Annotated in this window: 18 protein-coding genes; 1 reads left to right on the forward strand and 17 read right to left on the reverse strand. The window is 33.3% G+C overall.

The window, feature by feature from the left end; translation table 11 throughout:
- The 6 genes from acpP to M9426_RS01120 all read right to left on the reverse strand — a co-directional run bounded on the left by acpP (position 1) and on the right by M9426_RS01120 (position 6659).
- Entirely contained in the window at positions 1 to 222 is a 222-nt protein-coding gene (gene acpP / locus M9426_RS01095) for an acyl carrier protein (protein WP_005958178.1), read from the reverse strand.
- Between the two features lie 224 nt (positions 223 to 446).
- Complete coding sequence (gene trhA / locus M9426_RS01100; protein ID WP_005958114.1) at positions 447 to 1097, reverse strand: PAQR family membrane homeostasis protein TrhA; 651 nt, start codon at positions 1095 to 1097, stop codon at positions 447 to 449.
- Positions 1098 to 1229: 132 nt separating this feature from the next.
- Positions 1230 to 1496 carry a GNAT family N-acetyltransferase gene (locus M9426_RS01105; protein WP_250342191.1) on the reverse strand — a complete coding sequence of 89 codons (267 nt, stop codon included), beginning with the start codon at positions 1494 to 1496 and terminating at the stop codon, positions 1230 to 1232.
- A 62-nt stretch (positions 1497 to 1558) separates the two neighbouring features.
- Entirely contained in the window at positions 1559 to 3988 is a 2430-nt protein-coding gene (locus M9426_RS01110) for a methyl-accepting chemotaxis protein (RefSeq protein ID WP_250342192.1), read from the reverse strand.
- 22 nt (positions 3989 to 4010) lie between these two features.
- Positions 4011 to 6065 carry an efflux RND transporter permease subunit gene (locus M9426_RS01115; protein WP_250342193.1) on the reverse strand — a complete coding sequence of 685 codons (2055 nt, stop codon included), beginning with the start codon at positions 6063 to 6065 and terminating at the stop codon, positions 4011 to 4013.
- A gap of 9 nt (positions 6066 to 6074) precedes the next feature.
- Positions 6075 to 6659 carry a TetR/AcrR family transcriptional regulator gene (locus M9426_RS01120; protein ID WP_005958167.1) on the reverse strand — a complete coding sequence of 195 codons (585 nt, stop codon included), beginning with the start codon at positions 6657 to 6659 and terminating at the stop codon, positions 6075 to 6077.
- Between the two features lie 165 nt (positions 6660 to 6824).
- Between M9426_RS01120 and M9426_RS01125 the strand changes: the two genes are divergently transcribed.
- Entirely contained in the window at positions 6825 to 7700 is an 876-nt protein-coding gene (locus M9426_RS01125) for a DUF4300 family protein (RefSeq protein ID WP_250342194.1), read from the forward strand.
- Positions 7701 to 7836: 136 nt separating this feature from the next.
- On the opposite strand, the gene M9426_RS01130 is transcribed toward M9426_RS01125, so the two are convergent.
- The 11 genes from M9426_RS01130 to M9426_RS01180 form a co-directional block, all read right to left on the reverse strand.
- Positions 7837 to 8979 (reverse strand): ABC transporter permease subunit, encoded by a 1143-nt coding sequence (locus M9426_RS01130; protein ID WP_250342195.1) that lies wholly within the window; start codon positions 8977 to 8979, stop codon positions 7837 to 7839.
- Positions 8972 to 10048, reverse strand: coding sequence for an ABC transporter permease subunit (locus tag M9426_RS01135; RefSeq protein ID WP_250342196.1), 1077 nt, complete (start codon positions 10046 to 10048; stop codon positions 8972 to 8974). The genes M9426_RS01130 and M9426_RS01135 overlap by 8 nt, the downstream gene beginning before the upstream one ends.
- Positions 10041 to 11633 carry a sugar ABC transporter ATP-binding protein gene (locus M9426_RS01140; protein WP_060800387.1) on the reverse strand — a complete coding sequence of 531 codons (1593 nt, stop codon included), beginning with the start codon at positions 11631 to 11633 and terminating at the stop codon, positions 10041 to 10043. The genes M9426_RS01135 and M9426_RS01140 overlap by 8 nt, the downstream gene beginning before the upstream one ends.
- A gap of 110 nt (positions 11634 to 11743) precedes the next feature.
- Positions 11744 to 13081 carry a DUF3798 domain-containing protein gene (locus tag M9426_RS01145; RefSeq protein WP_060800388.1) on the reverse strand — a complete coding sequence of 446 codons (1338 nt, stop codon included), beginning with the start codon at positions 13079 to 13081 and terminating at the stop codon, positions 11744 to 11746.
- 446 nt (positions 13082 to 13527) lie between these two features.
- Entirely contained in the window at positions 13528 to 14199 is a 672-nt protein-coding gene (locus M9426_RS01150; RefSeq protein ID WP_060800389.1) for a YoaK family protein, read from the reverse strand.
- A gap of 97 nt (positions 14200 to 14296) precedes the next feature.
- Positions 14297 to 15406: a polysaccharide pyruvyl transferase CsaB gene (gene csaB, locus M9426_RS01155; RefSeq protein WP_195443994.1), complete on the reverse strand. Its 1110-nt coding sequence runs from the start codon at positions 15404 to 15406 to the stop codon at positions 14297 to 14299.
- Between the two features lie 4 nt (positions 15407 to 15410).
- Positions 15411 to 16559, reverse strand: a complete 1149-nt coding sequence (locus M9426_RS01160) for a glycosyltransferase (RefSeq protein ID WP_250342197.1) — start codon at positions 16557 to 16559, stop codon at positions 15411 to 15413.
- 138 nt (positions 16560 to 16697) lie between these two features.
- A complete protein-coding gene (locus M9426_RS01165) occupies positions 16698 to 18062 on the reverse strand; it encodes an O-antigen ligase family protein (protein WP_250342198.1) in 1365 nt (454 codons plus the stop codon).
- A gap of 1 nt (position 18063) precedes the next feature.
- On the reverse strand, positions 18064 to 18540 hold the full coding sequence (locus M9426_RS01170) for a DUF4330 domain-containing protein (protein WP_250342199.1): 477 nt from the start codon (positions 18538 to 18540) through the stop codon (positions 18064 to 18066).
- Entirely contained in the window at positions 18537 to 19004 is a 468-nt protein-coding gene (locus M9426_RS01175; protein ID WP_195443984.1) for a DUF4330 family protein, read from the reverse strand. Before M9426_RS01175 ends, M9426_RS01170 begins: the two co-directional genes overlap by 4 nt.
- Complete coding sequence (locus M9426_RS01180; protein WP_250342200.1) at positions 18985 to 20061, reverse strand: glycosyltransferase family 4 protein; 1077 nt, start codon at positions 20059 to 20061, stop codon at positions 18985 to 18987. Before M9426_RS01180 ends, M9426_RS01175 begins: the two co-directional genes overlap by 20 nt.

The raw sequence follows: 20061 nt of genomic DNA on the forward strand, positions 1-20061 counted from the left end.
TTATTTATTTAAAAAATTTATCAAATCTTCAACTGTTATGAATTTTTGAAATTCTTCATCTGGTATCTCTTTGCCAGTCTCTTCTTCAATTGCCATGGAAAGTTCCACTGCATCAAGAGAGTCAAGACCAAGATCATCTTGTAAGTTTGACTCCATTTTGATTTCCTCTTTCTTTACACCAAAGTTATTTGCAATAATATTTTTTAAATTTTCTAAATTCATTTTTATCCTCCATTAGTTAAGTTTTTTTATGTAATAAATTTTATAGTAATAACTTCACTTTGTCAATTACTTAATTTTTTTTATATAAATATTTTTTTAGATTTCGCTTTGTTAAATTTTAAAATTTTTAGAAGGAAAAAAAAATTTATTGCACTAAAAAAGATGGGTCGCCCCATCTTCTTTTTTTACTCTTAAATTGTCATTTTTACGATCTAGGTTTTTTATTAAATATAGAGGTAAAAGGCAATAAAGTGAATTATTGATGCCGCTAGGACAAAGAAGTGCCAAATTACGTGACTATATTTGAACCTTTTTGATTTGTAAAAATATGTCCCTCCAGTGTAGACAAGTCCACCTAAAACTAAAAGAAACATAAATTTCCAAGTTGTGTTTGTTACAATTGGCTTAATTAAAAATACAGAAAGCCAACCCATGGCAATATAAATAATCACTGAAATAGTTTTTAATTTGTCATAGTTTTTGTATGTAGTGATCTTAAAAACTGTTCCAAAGAGAGCTATTGCCCAAATTAATATTATAAAAAATAATCTAAATCTTCCTCTTGTTAGTAAAAGTATAACTGGGGTAAAACTTCCAGCTATAAAATAATAAATGGATACATGATCAAAAATTCTAAGAATTTTCTTGATCTTTTCCCCTTGTACTGCATGGTAAATTGTGCTCATCAAAAATAAAAAGATGAAACACCCGCCATAAATAGAAAAGGCAACAACTTTTAATACATTACCACTTTTTACACTTGGAATAATTAGCATTAAAAGAAAAATAATTCCAAGGAAAACTCCTAGGCCGTGACTAATTGCATTAGCCATTTCTATTTTAAAATATTCTCTAGAATTTCCTTTTGATATCATATCTTCCCTCCTTTTACTAATTATACAGCTTATAAAATTTTTTGCAAATTATATTTTATTACTTTAAACTAAAAAAGATGGGCTGCCCCACCTTCTTTTATAATCTCACATCATGTCACTTGATTTATTTTTTTAAGCTCTTACATCATCAAAGTCACTTGACTCAAGTTTCTTTTCTACGTAAGAACAAGTTCCTTTTATTTTTTTCTTTTCTTTTCTTGCGTCTGCAACAAGTTTTTTCACAAGCTGGCCTGCAAGACCTTGTCCACCAAATTCTGGCTTAACAATTGTGTGCTGAGCATCTATTACATCGCCCTCTTCAAAATATTGTAAAATTCCCTTGTAATTATTTTCGTCTTCGCCTATATAATAACAGTTTCTTCCTTTTTTAACTTCCATAGTAACCTCCTATTTTAAATGTTCTTATAAGTTACTTACCCATTTAAAATAAAAGTTCACCCTTATTTTATTTTTTCAATGATTCTGTATTTTGTATCAAAGCCTTCATTAGTTCCTGTGAAGGAGTTGTCGCCTTTTGAAAGTTCTAACATAGCGTCTACAGTTTCTTTGAATTCTGGAAGTTCTTCTGTCTTTCTGTCAAGCTCGTCAATTCCTTTTTGTTTAAATTCTTGAAGTTTTTCTGCGAAGATTCTCATATTGTCGTCAATTAAGTTACTTCCATCTTTTAGTTTAAAGGCACCAGCACTTAAGTCAATAATACCATCGTCAAGTTTTTTAATTCCATCTCTCATTGGTACAATTCCCTCAGTCTTAAGTCTTGGGAATTCTTTGAAGTCTTTAGATTTATCTCTAAATTCTAAAAGTCCACTTGTTAGATCATTTGCACCATTTTTTAACTTGCTAGAGTTAGAATCAAGTTCTGTGATTGCATCTGTAAATTTATTTACAGCATCTTCACTTTGTTCTGTTCCTTCTCTTAGTTTTGATGAACCATCCTTTAATTTTGTTGTTGCATCATCAAGTTTAATAAGGGAGTCAGAAAGCTTCATAAGTTGAGATGTGTCAAGTTTTGAAGCTGCTTCAGTCATCGCCTTTGCAAGTTCTCCATCAATTTGTCTTGCTCCACTAGCAAGTTCTGATGTTCCAGCTTGAAGCTGTTCAAGTCCTCCAGGAAGTTGACTCGTTCCTGAATTTAATCTTTCTGAAGCTACAGCTAGTTGATTCATTCCTACTTTTAATTGTTCTAGGCCTTGTAGTTGCCCTGCCATTCCACTTAAACCCTTTAAAGCATGAAGTTGTGCTCCCACATTTTGGGCTGATCCACCAATTGTTTGTGCGTTTTTACCAATATTTCGTGCTGCTCCACCAAGTTTAGTAATTGCTTGGAAAGCTATAGCTTGTGATTCTGGATCTTGAATTTGACTAAGCATTCCTATTACTTGTTCAATCTCTTGGGCTGAACCTCCAATACTTTGAACGGATGCGACAATCTTTTGAAGGTCTCCCTCAACATTTATATTTCCAAGATCAGGAAGTTTTGGAGCTTCCATTCCTTGAACTTTATCATTTAATTGTTGGAAGTTGCTATTAAACTTATCTTGACCTCCTGCAAGCTGATTTGCACTTTCTAGAGCCTTACTTGCACCAGCGTCAAGCTTATCTGCACCTGCTGAAAGCCTATCTATCCCAGATTTTAATTCTGATAATTTTTTTAGGGCCTCTTCCTTCATCTCATCAACCTTGCTGAGCTTGCTTGAACCCTCTCTTAGCTTAATTGTTGCGTCCTTTAATTTTCCTATTCCATTGTCAAGTTCTACTGAACCGTCGTGAAGCTTTCTTGCTCCATCTTTCATTTCTCCAGTTTTTTCATTCATCTTGCCAACTGCAGAAGTGTAATCAGTGATACCTGAAGTTAATTTGCTTCCGCCTTCATACATTTCTTGTGCTGCGCCTGGAATTGGTTCAACCTTATCAATAACTTCATCAATTTTGTCTTCAAATTCTCCAGACTTGTCGTATAATTTCTTAGAACCGTCTTTTAATTTTACAGTTCCGTCACCCATTTCTGAGATACCATCATTTAATTCATGTTGGGCATCAGATAATTTTGAAGAAGCATCTACTAGTTTTTCTGAATTGTCTTCTAGCTCTTTAATTCCATCTCTTAACTTGTCAATAGACTTTAAGTCCGCTTCATTTTGGAAAAGTTCATTGGAAATGACAATATAGGCTTCTACAGGTTCATAGCTCTTGATGTCCATTTCTATTGTAGCTTGACTCTTGAATTCTTCCATTTGTCTTTCTTCTAAAATATTTTCAAAGTTCTCCCTAAGGCCTGGTGTTAAAATTGTTGTAACCATTTCATTTTTACCATCTTTTGCCACTTTTGCATCCTTAGTTTCAATGTTTGATGCAACTTCTTGTGGGAAAGACATTGCTGCCATTAGGGTGTAAGGTGCATATACTCTTTGCTTTTTACCGCCAATTCTCTTTATAGCATAGTTTTTATTTTCTGCTGAAATAACTACTTTTAAATGACCAGACTTGCCTTTAAGATCAGAGTTTTCGATTTTTTCTCCTTCAAGATAATAGTCGATTTTTACATCTACTGGAAGGTCTTTTTCACTCTTACCTTGGTAGTAGATGTCCTTAACATCTTCGTCCCAATAAATATATCCTGAATCATTTTTTATTATTTCATCTGTCTTTAAGTTCTTTACGTTTTTTAGGTTTGACTTGTCCTTACCCTTGATATTATCTTCAGAGTTTAGCCAAACAGAAACAGTCTTGTCTGTTATTTTGTCGTCTTTTTTTAGGACATAAACTGTTTCACTTTTATTTATAATTTCTGATGCTGCAAAAGCAGTATTAGTTAATATCATAGAAGATAAGACTAGGGAAACTACTCCCTTTTGAAAATTCTTATTCATTTTTCTCTCCTTATTTAATAAATTAATTTAAGTTTTTTGTAGTCTTCTTAATAAATGGAAAACTAACTGAGATAATAGCAGGTAGGAAAAGTATGATTACAAACATACTTATAATTGCTCCCCTTGCTAAGAAGGTACAAATTGTAGATACAATTTCCATCTTGGAATAAATACCTACACCAATTGTTGCAGCCATAAAGGATAAGGCTGAAGTTACAATGGATTTTGAAGTTTCTTTAACAGCAATTTTTAAAGAACCATCTAAGTCCATGGATTTTTTGTACTCTGCCAAAAATCTATCTGTCAAAAGTATTGAATAGTCTATAGTTGATCCCAACTGGATAACTCCTATTATTATTGATGTAATAAAGGGAATTGTGTGTTTAAAATAGAAGGGAATTCCCATATTTATTTGAATAGCAAGCTCTATTGCTCCGATTAATACTACTGGAATCCCAATAGACTTAAAGACAAGGGCAATAATTAGAAATACTACTGAAATAGAAATAATATTTACTATTTTAAAGTCCCTGTCAGAAATAACTGTTAAGTCATCAGTTAATACTGCTTCTCCAGTTAGGTAGCCTTCCTCGTCATGGTCATATATTACCTTCTTCATTTCGGAAACTTGGTTTTTTACCTCTGGCGATGCTGTTTGATACTTGGAGTTCGCCATAATCATTTGGTAACCATTTTTGCTAAAGTTATCTTGAAGTTTATCTGGCAAAAATTCGCTAGGAATAGTAACTCCTGTTACAGAACTCACACTTAGAACAGAATTTATACCGTCAATTCCCTTTAAGTCGCTAATTAATCCCTCTAGGTTAGAATTAGAAAGGTCGTCTTTAACAACTATAAAGTGAGTACTTGCCATGTCGTAATCCTTTTTCATCTTGTTAAGAGCAACGATGGAATCAAGGTCCTGTGGTAGTGACCTATCTAAGTTGTAGTAAAGCTTTGTGTTTACTGATCCATAAATTGCTGGGATAAATAAGAGGATGGCTACTAAGAATAGTGCCTTCTTATGCCTAATATTAAATTCCGACAATTTATCAAAACTTGGCAACATAACCTTGTGGTTGTATTTATTTACTAGGTTTTCAACCATAAGAAGCATTGCTGGAAGGACTGTTACAGTTGAAATTAGACCTATTAGGACCCCTTTACTCATTACTAAGCCAATATCCTTACCTAAGCCCAGTCTCATTGCTATTAGGACAATAAATCCTGCAAAAGTTGTAAGTGATGATGCAAAAAGAGATGAAATTGTTTCTTGAATTGCAACATTCATGGCGTCATATTTTGTATCGTAATATTTTTTTTCTTCAACATACCTGTGGTAGAGAAAGATTGAATAGTCCATGGTAACAGCAAGCTGCAAAACAGCTGCTATGGCCTTGGTTATATAAGAAATCTCTCCCAGGAATATATTTGTCCCAAAGTTATACAAGACTGCATAACCTATTGTGAGCATGAATACAAAAGGGACTATAGTTGATTCATTTGTTAAGGACAAAATTATTAGTCCCAGGGCAACTGCAAGTCCAACATAAATTGGCGTTTCCTTGTCAATTAAGTCCTTAGTATCCTTAACAAGTGAAGAAATCCCACTTAGGTATTTTTGATTTGACTCAATCTTTCTAATTTCATCTATAGCTGACATTGTCTTAAGAGAAGATGATGACTCACTAAACTTTACTATCATAAGAGTTGATCCATCAGCATAAAAAATATCTTTTATCTCATCTGGTAAAAATTCGCTGGGAATCATATCCCCTACAGTAGAAGATTTTGAAATAACATCTTCTATCCCATCTATCTCAAGTATTTTCTCCCTCAAGACTTCTGCATCGTGGTCACTTCCCTCTAATATCAGCATACCTGTTGCAGCATTCTTGAAATCTTCATCAAGAATTTTTTGACCTTGAGTTGACTTTAAATCTTGGGGCAAGTAAGACAAGATGTCATAGTTTACTCCCGTCAGCTTGTAGCCTAAGAATGAGGGAAACAAAAGCAATGTCATAACTAAGAGGACAAATTTTGGTCTGTGTGAAATAAATTTTGTAAATTTTTTCATTCTACTCCTCTATCTAAATATTCTGTCTACTATTTTGTATAAAGCTGGCTTCATTTCTTCTATACCAAGAACTGAATCTGGCCTTAGGGCTGATTCACAAGTTGAAAGAACTATGTGAATTGTAAGTGACAAGACAAATAACCTCTCGGAATCAGAAAGCTCATCATTAAACAAACTTGAATACTTATTTAAAATAAATTGAAGACTGTTTTCTGCTTCCTTGTATCTGTCGTCATTTTCTACCTTGGCATAAAGGGCCCAGTTTAAATTGCTTGAAATGAGTTGCAACTCAAGGGGATCCTTGACCAAGTAATCGATTATATAATTAATGAAAGAAATATATCTCTTCTTAGGGTCGTCTCCCTGGCAAGTTGACTCAGCCTCATAAAAAAGTTCTGTCAATATATCTAAAACTATTTTTTGTTCCAAGTCCTTTTTGTCTTTAAAGTAGTTGTAAAAAGTTCCCAGTCCTAAGCCAGTCCTATTCATAATATCTCTAATAGACGTGGGCTCAATTCCCTTCTCTCTAAAGGAAGACATTGCGGCTTCTGATATTTTATTTTCTTTTTCTTTTTTTCTATTTTGAAATTTCATTTTTACCTCCTCCTAATATTTAAATTTTCTTGTGAACATTGTTCATTTTTAGCAAAGAATATAATACTACTTTTCTGAACAAAGTTCAAGCTATTTTTATTTTGTTGAGATTAATTTTTTGACAATGTATAATAAAATTTTAAAATAATTATTTACGGAGGAAAAATGAAGAAAAAATCTATAATTTTTATCACTTGCCTTAGTCTTTTGACTTCTGCTTGTGGTAATAAAAATAAGAACAATCAAATAGAAGATAATAGTATTCAGACTGAAAAAGCTGAAGTCCACGAAAATAAAAGTGGAGATTATCTTGTTTCAAATATGAATGATGATGAGACACTTAATAAAATAAAGAAAATTATAGAAAAGAATTTAAATAAGAAGAATGGAGAAGTCTTTGCAAGTCTTGTAAGTGACTATAACAAATCAATTCCAAAAAATTTATTAAGTGGTGACTTTACAGATCCATCTAAAGAGGATAAGCTTGATAAAATTTTGGATATGAGGTCATCTATTAAACATGAGTACCCTGATACCAATTGCAGGATTAATTCCTTCTTGCTCTTAAAAGACAACTTATCAATAAAAGAAGACCTTCCCATTGATGATGAAATTCTTTTTATGGACAAGGAAGCCCTAAGGTCTTCTAATTTATTTAATGAAGAAGACTTAGAAAAATTTTATAAATTATTTTCAAGAGTTAAGACAAGTCCATCTAAGGACCCAAAGGTTCATGCTAAGGTCATGGAAAAGTTTTTGTCGAAAGTCGACTTCCCAAAAGATGTCCGTATGCTTTCAGTAGTTCTTAATGACAATTTAGATGGAGATTACCTCTTTATAGGTCACGTTGGAGTCCTTCTTCCCCTTAATGATGGATATTTGTTCTTAGAAAAAATTTCCTTTGAAGAGCCTTATCAAGCTATAGAGTTTTCCAAGAAGGAAGATGCTTACAGATATTTAAAAAATAAGTACAAGGACTATGTAGATCCAGAAGTGGCTCCACCCTTCATAATGGACAATGATAAATATGTTGACCTTTAATTAATTTAAAATATTTGAGTTTGAGAATTTCAAAAATTCAATTCCCATAATTTATAATGCAAACTTTAAAATTAAAAATGCAAAAAAATTGCCCCATTTTTACATGGAGCAATTTTTATTTTGCTTAAATTTATTTTTATTCAGCTACTTTGTTTCCATCTTTTATCTTATCTTCTCTTAACTTCAACCTATTTGCATCAAGCTCTCTCTTTCTTTCGAAAGCGTGAAGGATAAGTGCAAGAGTTACAACTCCGTAGGAGATAAATGTTCTGAAGTACTCACCCATCATAGCATCGCCTGTTAAAACTCTTCCCGCTTGTGGAAGAACTATAAACATTAAGTGGAAAAGGGCTGTACCTAAGATAACATTTGGTATTGAAGCCTTTGATACTGATGCACCACCAACAAGGATTGATGCTGCTGCATAAAGAGCTGCTTGGTCTTGTCCTGCATAAGTTGCAAGAGTACCAATGTTTTGTAGATAAATGATTTGTCCGTAGCAAGCAAGAACTGTTGACATAACAATTGATGCAATTCTTATTTTATCTGAGTTCATTCCTGCGTTTTGTGCAACAAATTGATCTTGACCTACTGCCTTCATGTCGTGACCTAGTTTTGTGTTTCTAAACCATACAATGAATAGGCAAAGTAGTGCAATTATTGCAAGAGTAACTACTGGAACATCAAAAAGAATTTGATGCTTAGCAGTAATAGGAATGTTAATTCTAAACTTTAGAATGTTATCAAATCCTTGAGCAGATGTTAGGGTAATAGAGTTTTTAATACCGTAACCTGCTGAAAGGACCATAGCCTTAGTTCTCATAGGAATTAAAGTTCCGCAGAAGTAAAGTAGGAATAACATATACCAACCTAGGATAAAGAAGGCAAGCATCATTGATGTGATCATTTCTCTACCCCTTGCCCTATTAAGAACTCTACCTGAAAATTGTCCAAGTAAAATTGCAATTGGAGTACCAATTAGAGCAGCAATAAGAAGTCCTGTCGCTCCAGTGAATCCCCAGTCTTGAGCAAAGATTATTCCAATTTGTCCTGCCATAGCTCCTAGAGGAATACCAAAGTTGATTCCCATACCTGCTATGATTGGAATTATAAGAGAAAGTACTAAGAAGGTATTTCTTACCATTCTCTTTGAAAGTTCATTTGTAATATAAGATAGTGGTGGTTTGGCAATAAGAAGTCCCGCCACAACTATAATTATAAACAAAATTGGAACCATAAATCTGTATAAAAATTCTTTGAAATTAAATTTTTTATTCATCTTTACTCCTCCTTGTAAGTGCGTAAATTATCATTCCATTTGTGATTATCATTCTTAGTATTTCTGAAATATCTATATTTAGTGCACCATTTATAACTGTAGGAGTAAGTGTAATTACACCTTGGAATAAAAATGTACCAATTATAACATTTGGAATAGATGCCTTGTTAATACTTGCACCACCAATTAGTAGGGCTGCTACTGTTTGGAAGGTAAAGGCAAGTGGAGCTTGGTAAAGTTGGATAAAACCATAGGATTGTTGGTAAATAATAATTCCAACTGCTGCAAGTACTGTAGAGAATATTACAGAAACTAGCCTTACCCTGTTAATATTAATTCCAGATGCTCTCGCATACTCTGGGTTAGATCCAACAGCTGTCATAGCTGTACCAGTTTTTGTCTTGAAGAATGCCCAAACAATAAATGCCATAAGAGCAAAGATTAAGAACATTCCAACTGGAATCCTAACTCCAAGTATATTAATAGATAAGAAGTTGTTTAAAAGACCATCTGTAATTCTAGTTCCATTTTCTAGGACCTTGGACTTCATCCAATAGTCTGCAACTGGAACTTGTTGTGAAAGTCCCTTACCACTATAACTTAATACGGAAACTGGATTCTTGTATGGAAGAATTAAGTATGCAATACACATAAAGGCTGTGAATGAATATCCTACATAAGTAGCTATAAGCATTTCATCGCCCTTAATCCTATTTAATAAAATTCCGTAGAAAAATCCAAAAACTACTGCTATTAGAGCAGCAAATATCATTGCAATAAATATACCTGTGAAACCTTTGAAGCCAAATTCAATAGATGTAACTCCACCAAGTATTCCTGCTACAACACCAATTGGAATACCAAAGTTTAGTCCACAACCAGATTGTACCATAGGCACAAGAGATAGAACTAAAACTGAAAACATTCCAAATCTTGAAAGTACGTTTTGGACTGAGTCAGTAAGAGAAACACCAGCCATTGGAGCAGCTATAAAAAGCATTAAGAGGAAAATTCCAATGATAAGTCTTGGTATTCCTATTTGTTGTATTAAACTTTTCTTTTTAGTCATTTCCAAGCTCTCCTTCCCCACTCATTAGAAGTCCAAACTTTGTTGGATCAGCACTAGCTGGAAGTATTCCTGCGATTTTACCTTCACAAATAACAGCAATTCTATCACAAATACTTCTTAGTTCTTCAAGTTCTGATGAAACCATTACAATAGTTGTGTTGTCTTTTTCATTAGATTCCTTTAGGGCATCAAGAACAAGTTCCTTAGCACCTATGTCAATACCTCTTGTAGGTTCTGATACAAATAGTAGGTCTGGATCCATGGCAAAGGCCTTGGCAAGACAAACTTTTTGTTGGTTACCACCAGATAAGTTCCCAGCCTTTTGATCAGAACCTGTAGTCCTGATAGCAAGAGACTTAATATATTCGTCAGATAATTCTCTCATTTTAACTTCATCTCTAAATTTGAAGCCAAATCTCTTTTTAATAAACTTTTCTTGGACCTGCATTGCGTTAAAGGCAATATTCCAAAAGATTGGTTCTTCTAGTAAAAGTCCAACTCCCCTTCTATCTTCAGATACAAAGGCAATTTTATTTTTTAAGATATCTAGAGTATCACCAAGTTTTAATTCTTTTCCATTGTAAGTGATCTTACCACCTACAGGATAAGTTCCAAGGATTCCATTAGGTATGCCAAGTTTTCCTTGACCAGCAAGACCAGCAATACCTAGGATTTCACCCCTAATAACTGAAAGATTAACATCATATACAGCTTCACCTGGCATATCAACCCAGAGATGTTCAATTTCCATTATATGGTCATTGGATTCAAGGTTCTTTTCAAGTCTTTCCTTGGCAACCTTCTTTTCTCCATCTCTTCCAACCATCCATTGAGCTATTTGTTCAATAGATAGGTCTTCATTTTTTCGATCTTCAATTATTTCACCATCTCTTAGAACAACAACTTGATCACAAACACTTGTGATTTCACGAAGTCTGTGAGTAATGAAAATTATGGAAATTCCAAGATTTGCAAGAGTCCTCAAAGATTCTGTAAGGTTATTTGCCTCACTTTCTGTAAGAACTGCTGTTGGCTCATCCATAATAATTAATTTTACATCTTTCCTTGTCATTTCCCTTGCAATTTCAATAAATTGCTTGTGACCTACAGGCATTTCTGAAACAAGTGCATTAGTGTCAATGTTTACTTCAAGAGTATCTAGTGATTTGCCTGCAATTTTTATATTTTCCTTTGCATCAATACTTTCTAATTTTTTTCCAAAAATTTTAGATATTACAGAAGGATTAGTTTCTTCCATATCTAGAGTAATATTTTCTGCAACAGTAAATCCAGGGATCAAACTAAATTCTTGATGCACCATTCCTATGCCCGCATTTAAGGCGTCAATTGGATTTTTAAAGTCAATTAATTTTCCGTCAAAATAAATTTCACCGTTGTAACCGCCTGTGTCTCTAATTACTTCCATTCCAAAAATTATATTCATTAGAGTTGACTTACCGGCACCATTTTCTCCAACAAGCCCTAGGATTTCTCCCTTATTGAGAGAGAAATTTACATCCTTTAAGACGGCATTTTCGCCAAAACTCTTGCTGACATTCTTGACTTCAAGTAAACTATTTGTCAACAAAACCCCTCCATCTTCATAATCATAAAATTAAAATCAACGGTAGCCCGTTGACTTTAATTTTTTTAATAAGATATTTACTTATTTGTTAATGTTTTAGAATAATTTAATTATTCAGCTTTTCCTTCTGCATTTTCTTGAGCTTCCTTAATAGCATCTAAGTCTACGTTTAGGTTTAGATATTTTTCAGGAACTTTAATCTTATCCATGCCTAGGTATCCTCTACCATATACATAAGTGTCTTGAGCTAGTAAGAAGTGGTTGTCCTTAGTTTCTCCAGTAGCTCTGTCTATATAGTTTTCAGCCATCCATTTTGCACCTTCAGTGTATTTTTGAATAGAAGCAAGGATTTGTTCTTGGTTAAGAAGTTCGCCTTGACCCTTAAGAACTTCCATAACGTGGTCAACAGCACCAAGAGTTAATGAATAACCTAGAGAGTATGCCCAAGTACCCATTCTCTTGTCTCCACCTTTTTCGATAACTGCTTTTTCAACAGCAGCGTTAATTGCCTTCCAGTCTCCAGCCATGTTTTGGATGTCTACTGAGAATGCCTTAGGGTAACCCATAATTGGAGATGGTAAGTCTTGTTCTACAAAGATTGCTCCACCAGCTGCAACACCTCTAAGAAGTGGTTCAGTGTGGGCGTCATTTGTACAGAAGAAAGCAGTGTCTTTACCATACTTGTCGATCCAAGGTTGGATATTTTCTGCGATATATTGTTGCGCTCCTGGAACACCAATATCAGTTGTAGGATCTGGTGCGTTTAATGAAATAAATTCAAGTCCTAGGTCCTTACAAGCTTCTTCCATGATTGCACGTCTAAGAGCAAGAAGTTCAATAGACATGTGTCTTGGGAAAGTAATGTGAGCAAATTTAGTAGCTCCCATTTCTTTAGCAGCAGCTATAATTCTATATCCTCTTGATACGTTGTCAGCATCCATTACAAGGTCAGACGCATTTTCTACCATTACTGTATCTTCTTGAGCAACTAAGTTTACAAGAAGGATATCAGGTCTTTTTTCTCTAATTTGGTTAAATGCTGCAACAGTTCCTGGAACTGATTGGTTAACAATAACAGCCTTCATTAGAGGATCGTCTGCCATAGCAACGATTTTAGAAATTGTAGTTTCTTGTTCAGCTTCAAATCTGTCTGGATAAGTATCGTGTTTAATAATTCCACCATTATCAGCAGAGCCGTAAAGTTCAATTGCTTTTTCAGCAGCACGAAACTCATCTTCAGCTTGAGATACTGTACCAGTAACAATTCCGATGTGATATTCTTCGCCGTCTTTTAGAGTTTCAAACTTTGCTTTTTGTCCTGCTTCTGCAGTTGTGGAAGCTTCTTTGCCTTCCTTTGCAGCTCCGTTATCAACTTTTTGACATCCAGCGAATGCCATTGCCATAATCATTAAAAGCATGATTCCCATAAACCCTTTAAATTTTTTCATTTTTTACACCTCTTCTAATTTATTTAATATTGGTTTATAAATTATAGAGATTTTATCACATTAAATGGCAAAATACAATGGAAATATGATTTAATTTTCATATTTTCTAAAAAATAAATACAATAATTTTACATGTCTAAATATGGAATTGTTAATTTAGTAATTTAAATATACTTCAGATAAGTTTGAAATTAACATATTCTATGAATTTATAGTTTTTTGTTTTTAGCTTTTATTTGTAAAAATCTAGTTTTTATAAGCTTGTAAAAGTATAAAACTTTTGCCATTTTAACTCCTATCAGTCTAAAGTGTTTTGAATTTAAAAAAACCTGACTTAAGTCAGGCTGAAAATTTATTTTTATAAAATTTTAAAAAATCTAATATTTTTTTATTAATATTTTTAAATTTATGAAGTAAACTTAAAACTCTAGTCCTATCAAGTGTACTTAAATATCCCCTCGGTCTTCTAAGAATAAAATAAAGAAGGAAATTGTTAAAAGGCCTGCTGCTATTAAGATGGACTTAAAGCCCAATCTATTTGATGTTAAGTAGCCAAGGGCTGCTCCCATTCCAAAGACAAATATAACTGCGTAATACTTCTTAGCATTTTCCAAATATACATCTTGTCTTGTGATGTGATACTTGGAAAGATTTTCTGTCGCTGATCTTAAGTTTCCAATGCACATTGTTGTTGCAAAGCTAAGTCCGTAAATTTTTTTAAAGGAATAGACTTGCATGGCACAAGAAAAAGATAGTAATGCGTTAGCTAAATTATTTAAGTTCTCTGGGATCATAGCAACCACAATCATAATTATAATTTCAAAACCAATTATATATTGTCGCCAGTGGAGGACTCTTTTTTCTATTGCATCTTCAAAACGAACTGCAACGTAAACACCAAGCACAAAGGATAAAACTGGGATTAAGTAAGCTATGGATTCTTTAAAATTTAAGTCCACTATGTTTTTAAAGAGGAGAACTATATTCCCTGTCTGTGCGTTGGCGAAGACCTTACCTCTCATTAGATAGGAATATGCATCTTGAAAGCCTCCTGCCAAAGTTATAAATATTAATACTAAAAAAGTTTCGTGCAAGTTTTCATAAGATTTTAATTTCATATTAACCACCAACATATAGTCTAATACAAAAATAAATTTCTGCAATAAAAAAAAGAAGTCAGTTCCCTGACTCCTAATTTAAAAAAGTTTTTTACTTTTATCTTATAAGTTTTTCTTCACCTAACAAGTCCAAGGCTATCTCCACGTTTCTCTTTGATTCTTGTTTCATCTCTTCTGTCCTTTGACTTAAAACTTTTCTTCTTTCTTCTAAGTTTTCAAGAGCTAATTTTGTTTTGTCAAAAAGTTCTTCTGGAGTGAAGTTCTCTACGTCAACTGCTTCTTCGATGCCAAGTTCTTTTACCATGGCTTCTACTTTTGGGTCGTAAATTATTCCCACCATTGGAAGGTCAACACTTGCTGCATAAACAAGTGAGTGAAGTCTCATGGCTGCAAGGAGTTTTAATTTTTTAAAAATCCCCATTAAGTCTCCTGCTGAGTAGGTATTTTCTATTAGCATGACACTGCCCTTATGACGGCATCTTTCAGCAACTTCACTTGAGTAGATGTTGTCTCTTGGATTGTGGAAGGGAACAAGTAGGATGTCGTAGCCAGCTTCTATGAGTTTATCAATTGTTACTGCAAACTTGTCTTTTATCTCGTCAATATTTTTCTGATCCCTTATACAAAAACCTATAGTCTTGTCTGTAATCTTAATCTTTTCACTTTTTAAGATTTCTTCAACCCTATCTTCTCCTGCTGCTTCAAGGGTAAAGACTGGGTCAGCTGTTACTTCTATATTTTCGTTTGTAACTCCCAAGTCTCTCACAAACTTATAGGACAAGTCGTCTCTTAGGGTAATGTAGTTTACCTTGTTGAGGACCCACCTTGTCAATATCCTATTTGATTTCTTATCTATTGGCCCTATACCATTGGCATAGATGTAAACTTTCTTTCTTAGGAATTTCGCCAAGATAATAACAGAAAGGTAGTAGATAATAGACCTCGTGGAAGTGATGTCTTGTAAAAGAGATCCACCACCTGACAAGAGCAAGTCAGCATCTTTTAAAGCTCTGCGAACTTCACTAAAAGAAAATCTATTTACTGCTCCTATTTCATAAACCTGTCTCGTCTTCTCAGGATTGTTTGAGAGTGCTGTCATCTCTAAATCAATATTTAATTTTTTAAAATCATCCACCATAGCTTTTAAGATGGCATCATCGCCAGAATTATCAAAGCCAAAGTATCCTGATACTACAATTTTTTTCATAAGATCACTCTGTTTTATTATTTTCTTGGGGATTTGTCTTCTTTAAAATATCCTTGTAAATCTCAAATTGTTTTTCTCCCATGGCATTGTGTGAATAGTCTGATTTCACAAAATTATTTAGGTTTTCACCAAGATCTTCTAAAAGTTTTCTATCATTATAGATTTTTAAAATGCTTTCAGATAGTTTTTTTGAATCTCCAACTTCAAATAAAAATCCTGTCTTTTCATCGATGACAATTTTTGGTATTCCCCCAACTCTTGTTGCAATGGTTGGAACTTTTAAAAGAGCTGCCTCTAAGATTACATAAGGGAAGGATTCTGAAATACTTGTAAGGACATTTACGTCCATGGCATTGAAGAGGCTATACTTATCCTTTACAAAGCCAAGCATGTGGACCTTGTCCTCTATTCCATATTCCCTTAAGAGTTCTTCAATCCTTGTTTTTTCTGGTCCACCACCAGCTATTAAGAAGATTATGTCTGTATTCTTATCTAGGATTTCCTTGCAGGCTCTTACAAAAGTTTCATGATCTTTAACCTTGTCAAGTCTAGCAACTATTCCTACAACTAGCTCGCCATTGTAATTTATTTTGTATTTTTCAAAAAAGCTTGCCTTTGGAAGGTAGTCGATTTTTTCTTCAGTGTCAATCCCGTTGTAGAGAACATAAATATTTCTTCTTTTAAATCCTCTCTTTATAAGCATCCTCTTAAAGGTATCACTTACACAGATGTAGTAATCAAACTTTTTTAAGGCAAGCTTGTTAAGGCTTGTAAAAATTAAGTTTTTATAAAAGCTGTCCTTGAAGTCCAACTTGTAGTCTGAATGGATAGTAGTTAACATTGGTATGTCAATTTTATTTTTGAGAAACATACAAATAAAATTGGCACGAGCACCATGAGCATGGACTAAATCATAATTTTCATTTATGATTAGGTCTCTTATTTTTGAAACAACAGAAAGGTCTGATCTTTTTTCTTGGTAAAAGACTTCTATGTCAATTCCTCTTTCCACTGCCTCATCATAAAATTCAGTTTTTGTAAAGCAGATGATTTTGGCATCTACCTTGCCCTCAAGTCCCTTCATCAAGTTAAAGATATGGGTCTTGGCACCACCATTATCTCCACCAGATATTAAATGGAGAACCTTAATCATTGTTCTTCCCCCTTTTTATAAAGAGTTCTATCTTACTTTTATTATTGTTCAAATTATTTCCTTTCTTCATCCTGCATTTTATATAAATATGATATAAGGTTAAATAGCTGGCTTACAACTACTTAACCCTACAAAAAATTAATTTTCTATATTTAATGAAGCTTTTAAAATTGCAAGATTTATAAAGAATAAGCTCACAATTCTAAGGTAAAACCATGTATAATCTGCGAAACTCATTACCATAAATCCACATATTGCCGCTATGCCTCCATATTGAACAAGGCTAATAGCAGGATTTTTTTCTCTAAATTCTTTAAAACTAATTAAGATTTTTGAAAATAACTTAATAATATGTCCTATTAGGAAGAAGAGTCCAAAGGCTCCAATTTCTATCAAGAGTTGAAGATAGAGGTTATGACAGTGAGCAACCTTAGTTAGTTGTGGTGCCTTGTAGTTCTCAAAGGCAGCCTGGAAGACTTCATTGCCCAGTCCTACCCCGCCTAGCTTTGCAAAATTCTTCTTCATAATATTTGCACTTTCATAAATATACTTTCTATAGTTAATGGAAGAGTCACTCTTATTAAAGATTGACATAAGCCTTATTTGTATATTTCCTGGCAAGAAGAAAAATAAAATCAAGCCAAGCATAAAAAATACAGGCAATAGCCTTGGATTGTAAAGCAAGGTGAATACAAAAACACAAATGGCAAAGGATGCCCAAGCAGACCTTGATCCAGTTGTCAAAAGGACAAACATGGAAATTAAAATTGTAAGGGCTGAAAGAATTTTTATATACTTGTTTTCATTTTTTAAAAAGTTAGCAACTATTAGAGGCACTGTCAAAAGATAGTATTCTCCTAAGACATTTGGGTTTCCCATAGTTGAATAAATTCTTCCACTTAGTTCTTGGCTTATGGAGGTATCTGTTTGTGAAAGGTCGACAGAAACTCCAATTACAAATTTTTGTAGGAGTCCAAAAAAGCTTACAAGTAGAGTGGCCACAGTTAGGGCAGTCAATATTTGAAATAAATCCTTGCGAGTCCTAATGTTATTAATAAAAATTGCATAAAATAAAAATATTGAAAAATAATTTACTGTATACTTAAGACTTAATCTTGGATAAATTGAAAAGACTGTAGAAAGACCTATTGTAAGTATAAATAAAACTAAGAAGTCATCAAAGGCAAGTCTTTTTTTATCATCCTTTCTATATAAATTTAAGATCCACAAGATAAAAACTATTAGGTATAAGTAAAGGTTGGACCACAAGTTAAAGGGAACTATACTTATAAATATAAGACTAAGGGCAATTATTATATTTATGTGCCCTGATAGGCTCTCTAAAAGTCCAAATAAAAAACTTTTTTCCTTTAAAAAATCTAAGATTTTAACAAAAATATTTTCAAAGAATAAGCGAATTCTAAGTAGAAGCTTTCTTATTAGAGACTCGTCCCAGGCATTGTAATCTAAATTAAATCTAAGCAAGTCAAAAAATTTTGTCATTTTACTCACCAAGATACTTTATGCCAGATATCCTTACGTTAAAAAGCTTTACTAATCCAGCTCCAAAGGTATTAGTTTGTCCTGTAAAATAATTTGTTTGTCCTATTAGGATTCCCTTATCAGTTTTCTTGCCATTGGCTTCAATAGTTATAATGGCTCTCTTGTAAAGATGATCGTCAAATTTAAGAACCTTCCCTTCAAAGCTAAAGTCCCTAGAATCAATTTCACTTACTTCAATATTTTTTACCTTTCCAATAGGATTATTTGCCATAACATCCTTAACTGGGTCCCCAACCTTTAAGTGGTCAATTATTTCACTTTCAATAAAGGGAACCGCCATAGTTATCTCTGCCTTTTCATCATTTTGTAGGACTTGGCTACGTCCATCTGCTAGGTTCATCCTATTAACAAAAAGAATTCCAGCCCCAATGCAGGCAAGTATTATAAATAAATCTATAAATTTAAATTTTAATTTCATTTATTCACCTCAAGGTTCTTAATCTTTGCATAAATTTGTAAATCGCCAATAGTAAGTGTTAATTCATCACCAAGAAGATAGTTAAATCCATCTATATAAATACCATCATCCTTGATATTAGCCTTAGAATTTACTAAAAATCTCATTGAAATAAAGGCAGAATCCTTTTCTCTACCATTTTCTATTCCAGTGTATTCAGACATGGGGTTGTCTATTGCTTCTTTTACTTGAATATCTTTTACAACTCCAATTTCAGTGTTTCTTCTCTTGTCAATAACCTTGTCACCAATCTTTGGCACGTCCTTGTTAAAGACCTCAGTTTCATCTGCTTCTATGGCCAAGACTACTTTTGTGTCAGCCACATCTATATCTTTAGAAGATTTTTGTTTGAATACAATTACTAAAAAAATTGCTAACAAAATTACAAAAATAATATCTAAAATTTTAATTTTTCCTGCTTTCACTTATTACTCCTTCATATAAACTTTCTATGTTTTTAATAACTTGTCTTTGATTTAGGTCTTTATCCAAAATTTTTTTGGCATTGACCTTAAGACTATTTGCAAGATCATCCTTTGTTAAAATCTCAAGGGCTTTTTCTTTAAATTCTTCAAGATTACCATATTGAAAAGTCTTGGCAGATCCATTTTCTTCATTAAAATAATCTCTTGCTCCACAATTACTTGTTATAAGTAGAGGAGCCCCACAATATCCTGCCTCAACAATAGATAGACCAAAAGCCTCTTCCTTAGAGTGATTGACATATAGGTCAGCTGCAGCTAAATAATCAAAGGGTCTCGACCTGTAACCAACAATCTCAATTTTATCCTGGAGCTTGTAGTTATGAATTTTCTTTTTCATCTGATCTTCAAGGTCTCCATAACCAATTATCAATGCCCTTACATTATCAATTTCTTTAAATAATTCATTGAGTCCATCAATAAAAAAAAGAATTCCCTTTTCTTCAGAAAATCTTCCAAGAGAAAGTATCCACTTTTCATCTTTTTCCTTCTTAAGAGGCTCAACTTGATTGATCAGTGGGATTGGTGGTGGAAGGACTAGGATTTTATCTTCCTTAGCACCTTCTTCTATTAGTCTTTCCTTTACGAGAGAAGAAACTCCAATAATTTTTTCATTCTTTGTGAAAAATATTTTATTTAAGAAGACAGATTTTTTTGAAATCTGTGATACCATGTGCCTTGTATTTATCACAGGGACCTTCATGCCAAGGATCTTGGATAGAAAAGCAATTCCATTTTCTCTCATAAAATGTGTGTGAACAAGGTCTATGTCATTTCTCTTCACATAATTTTTTAAAAATTTTGATGCCCTTAAATCCAAGGGAGACTTCATAGGGCATTGGATAGTTTTTACTCCCAAGTCTTGGAAGTCTTTGACTCCACCTCCATCAATATTGTAAAGAAGCTGGTGGTCAAAGTCTGACCCAGTATTTATTAAATTTTTAATGTAGCTTTCGCTACCTCCCCTACCAACATAATTTAATAGGTGTAAAATTTTCAT

The sequence above is a fragment of the Peptoniphilus genitalis genome, assembly GCF_023614525.1.
Lineage (GTDB): Bacteria > Bacillota > Clostridia > Tissierellales > Peptoniphilaceae > Peptoniphilus_A > Peptoniphilus_A genitalis.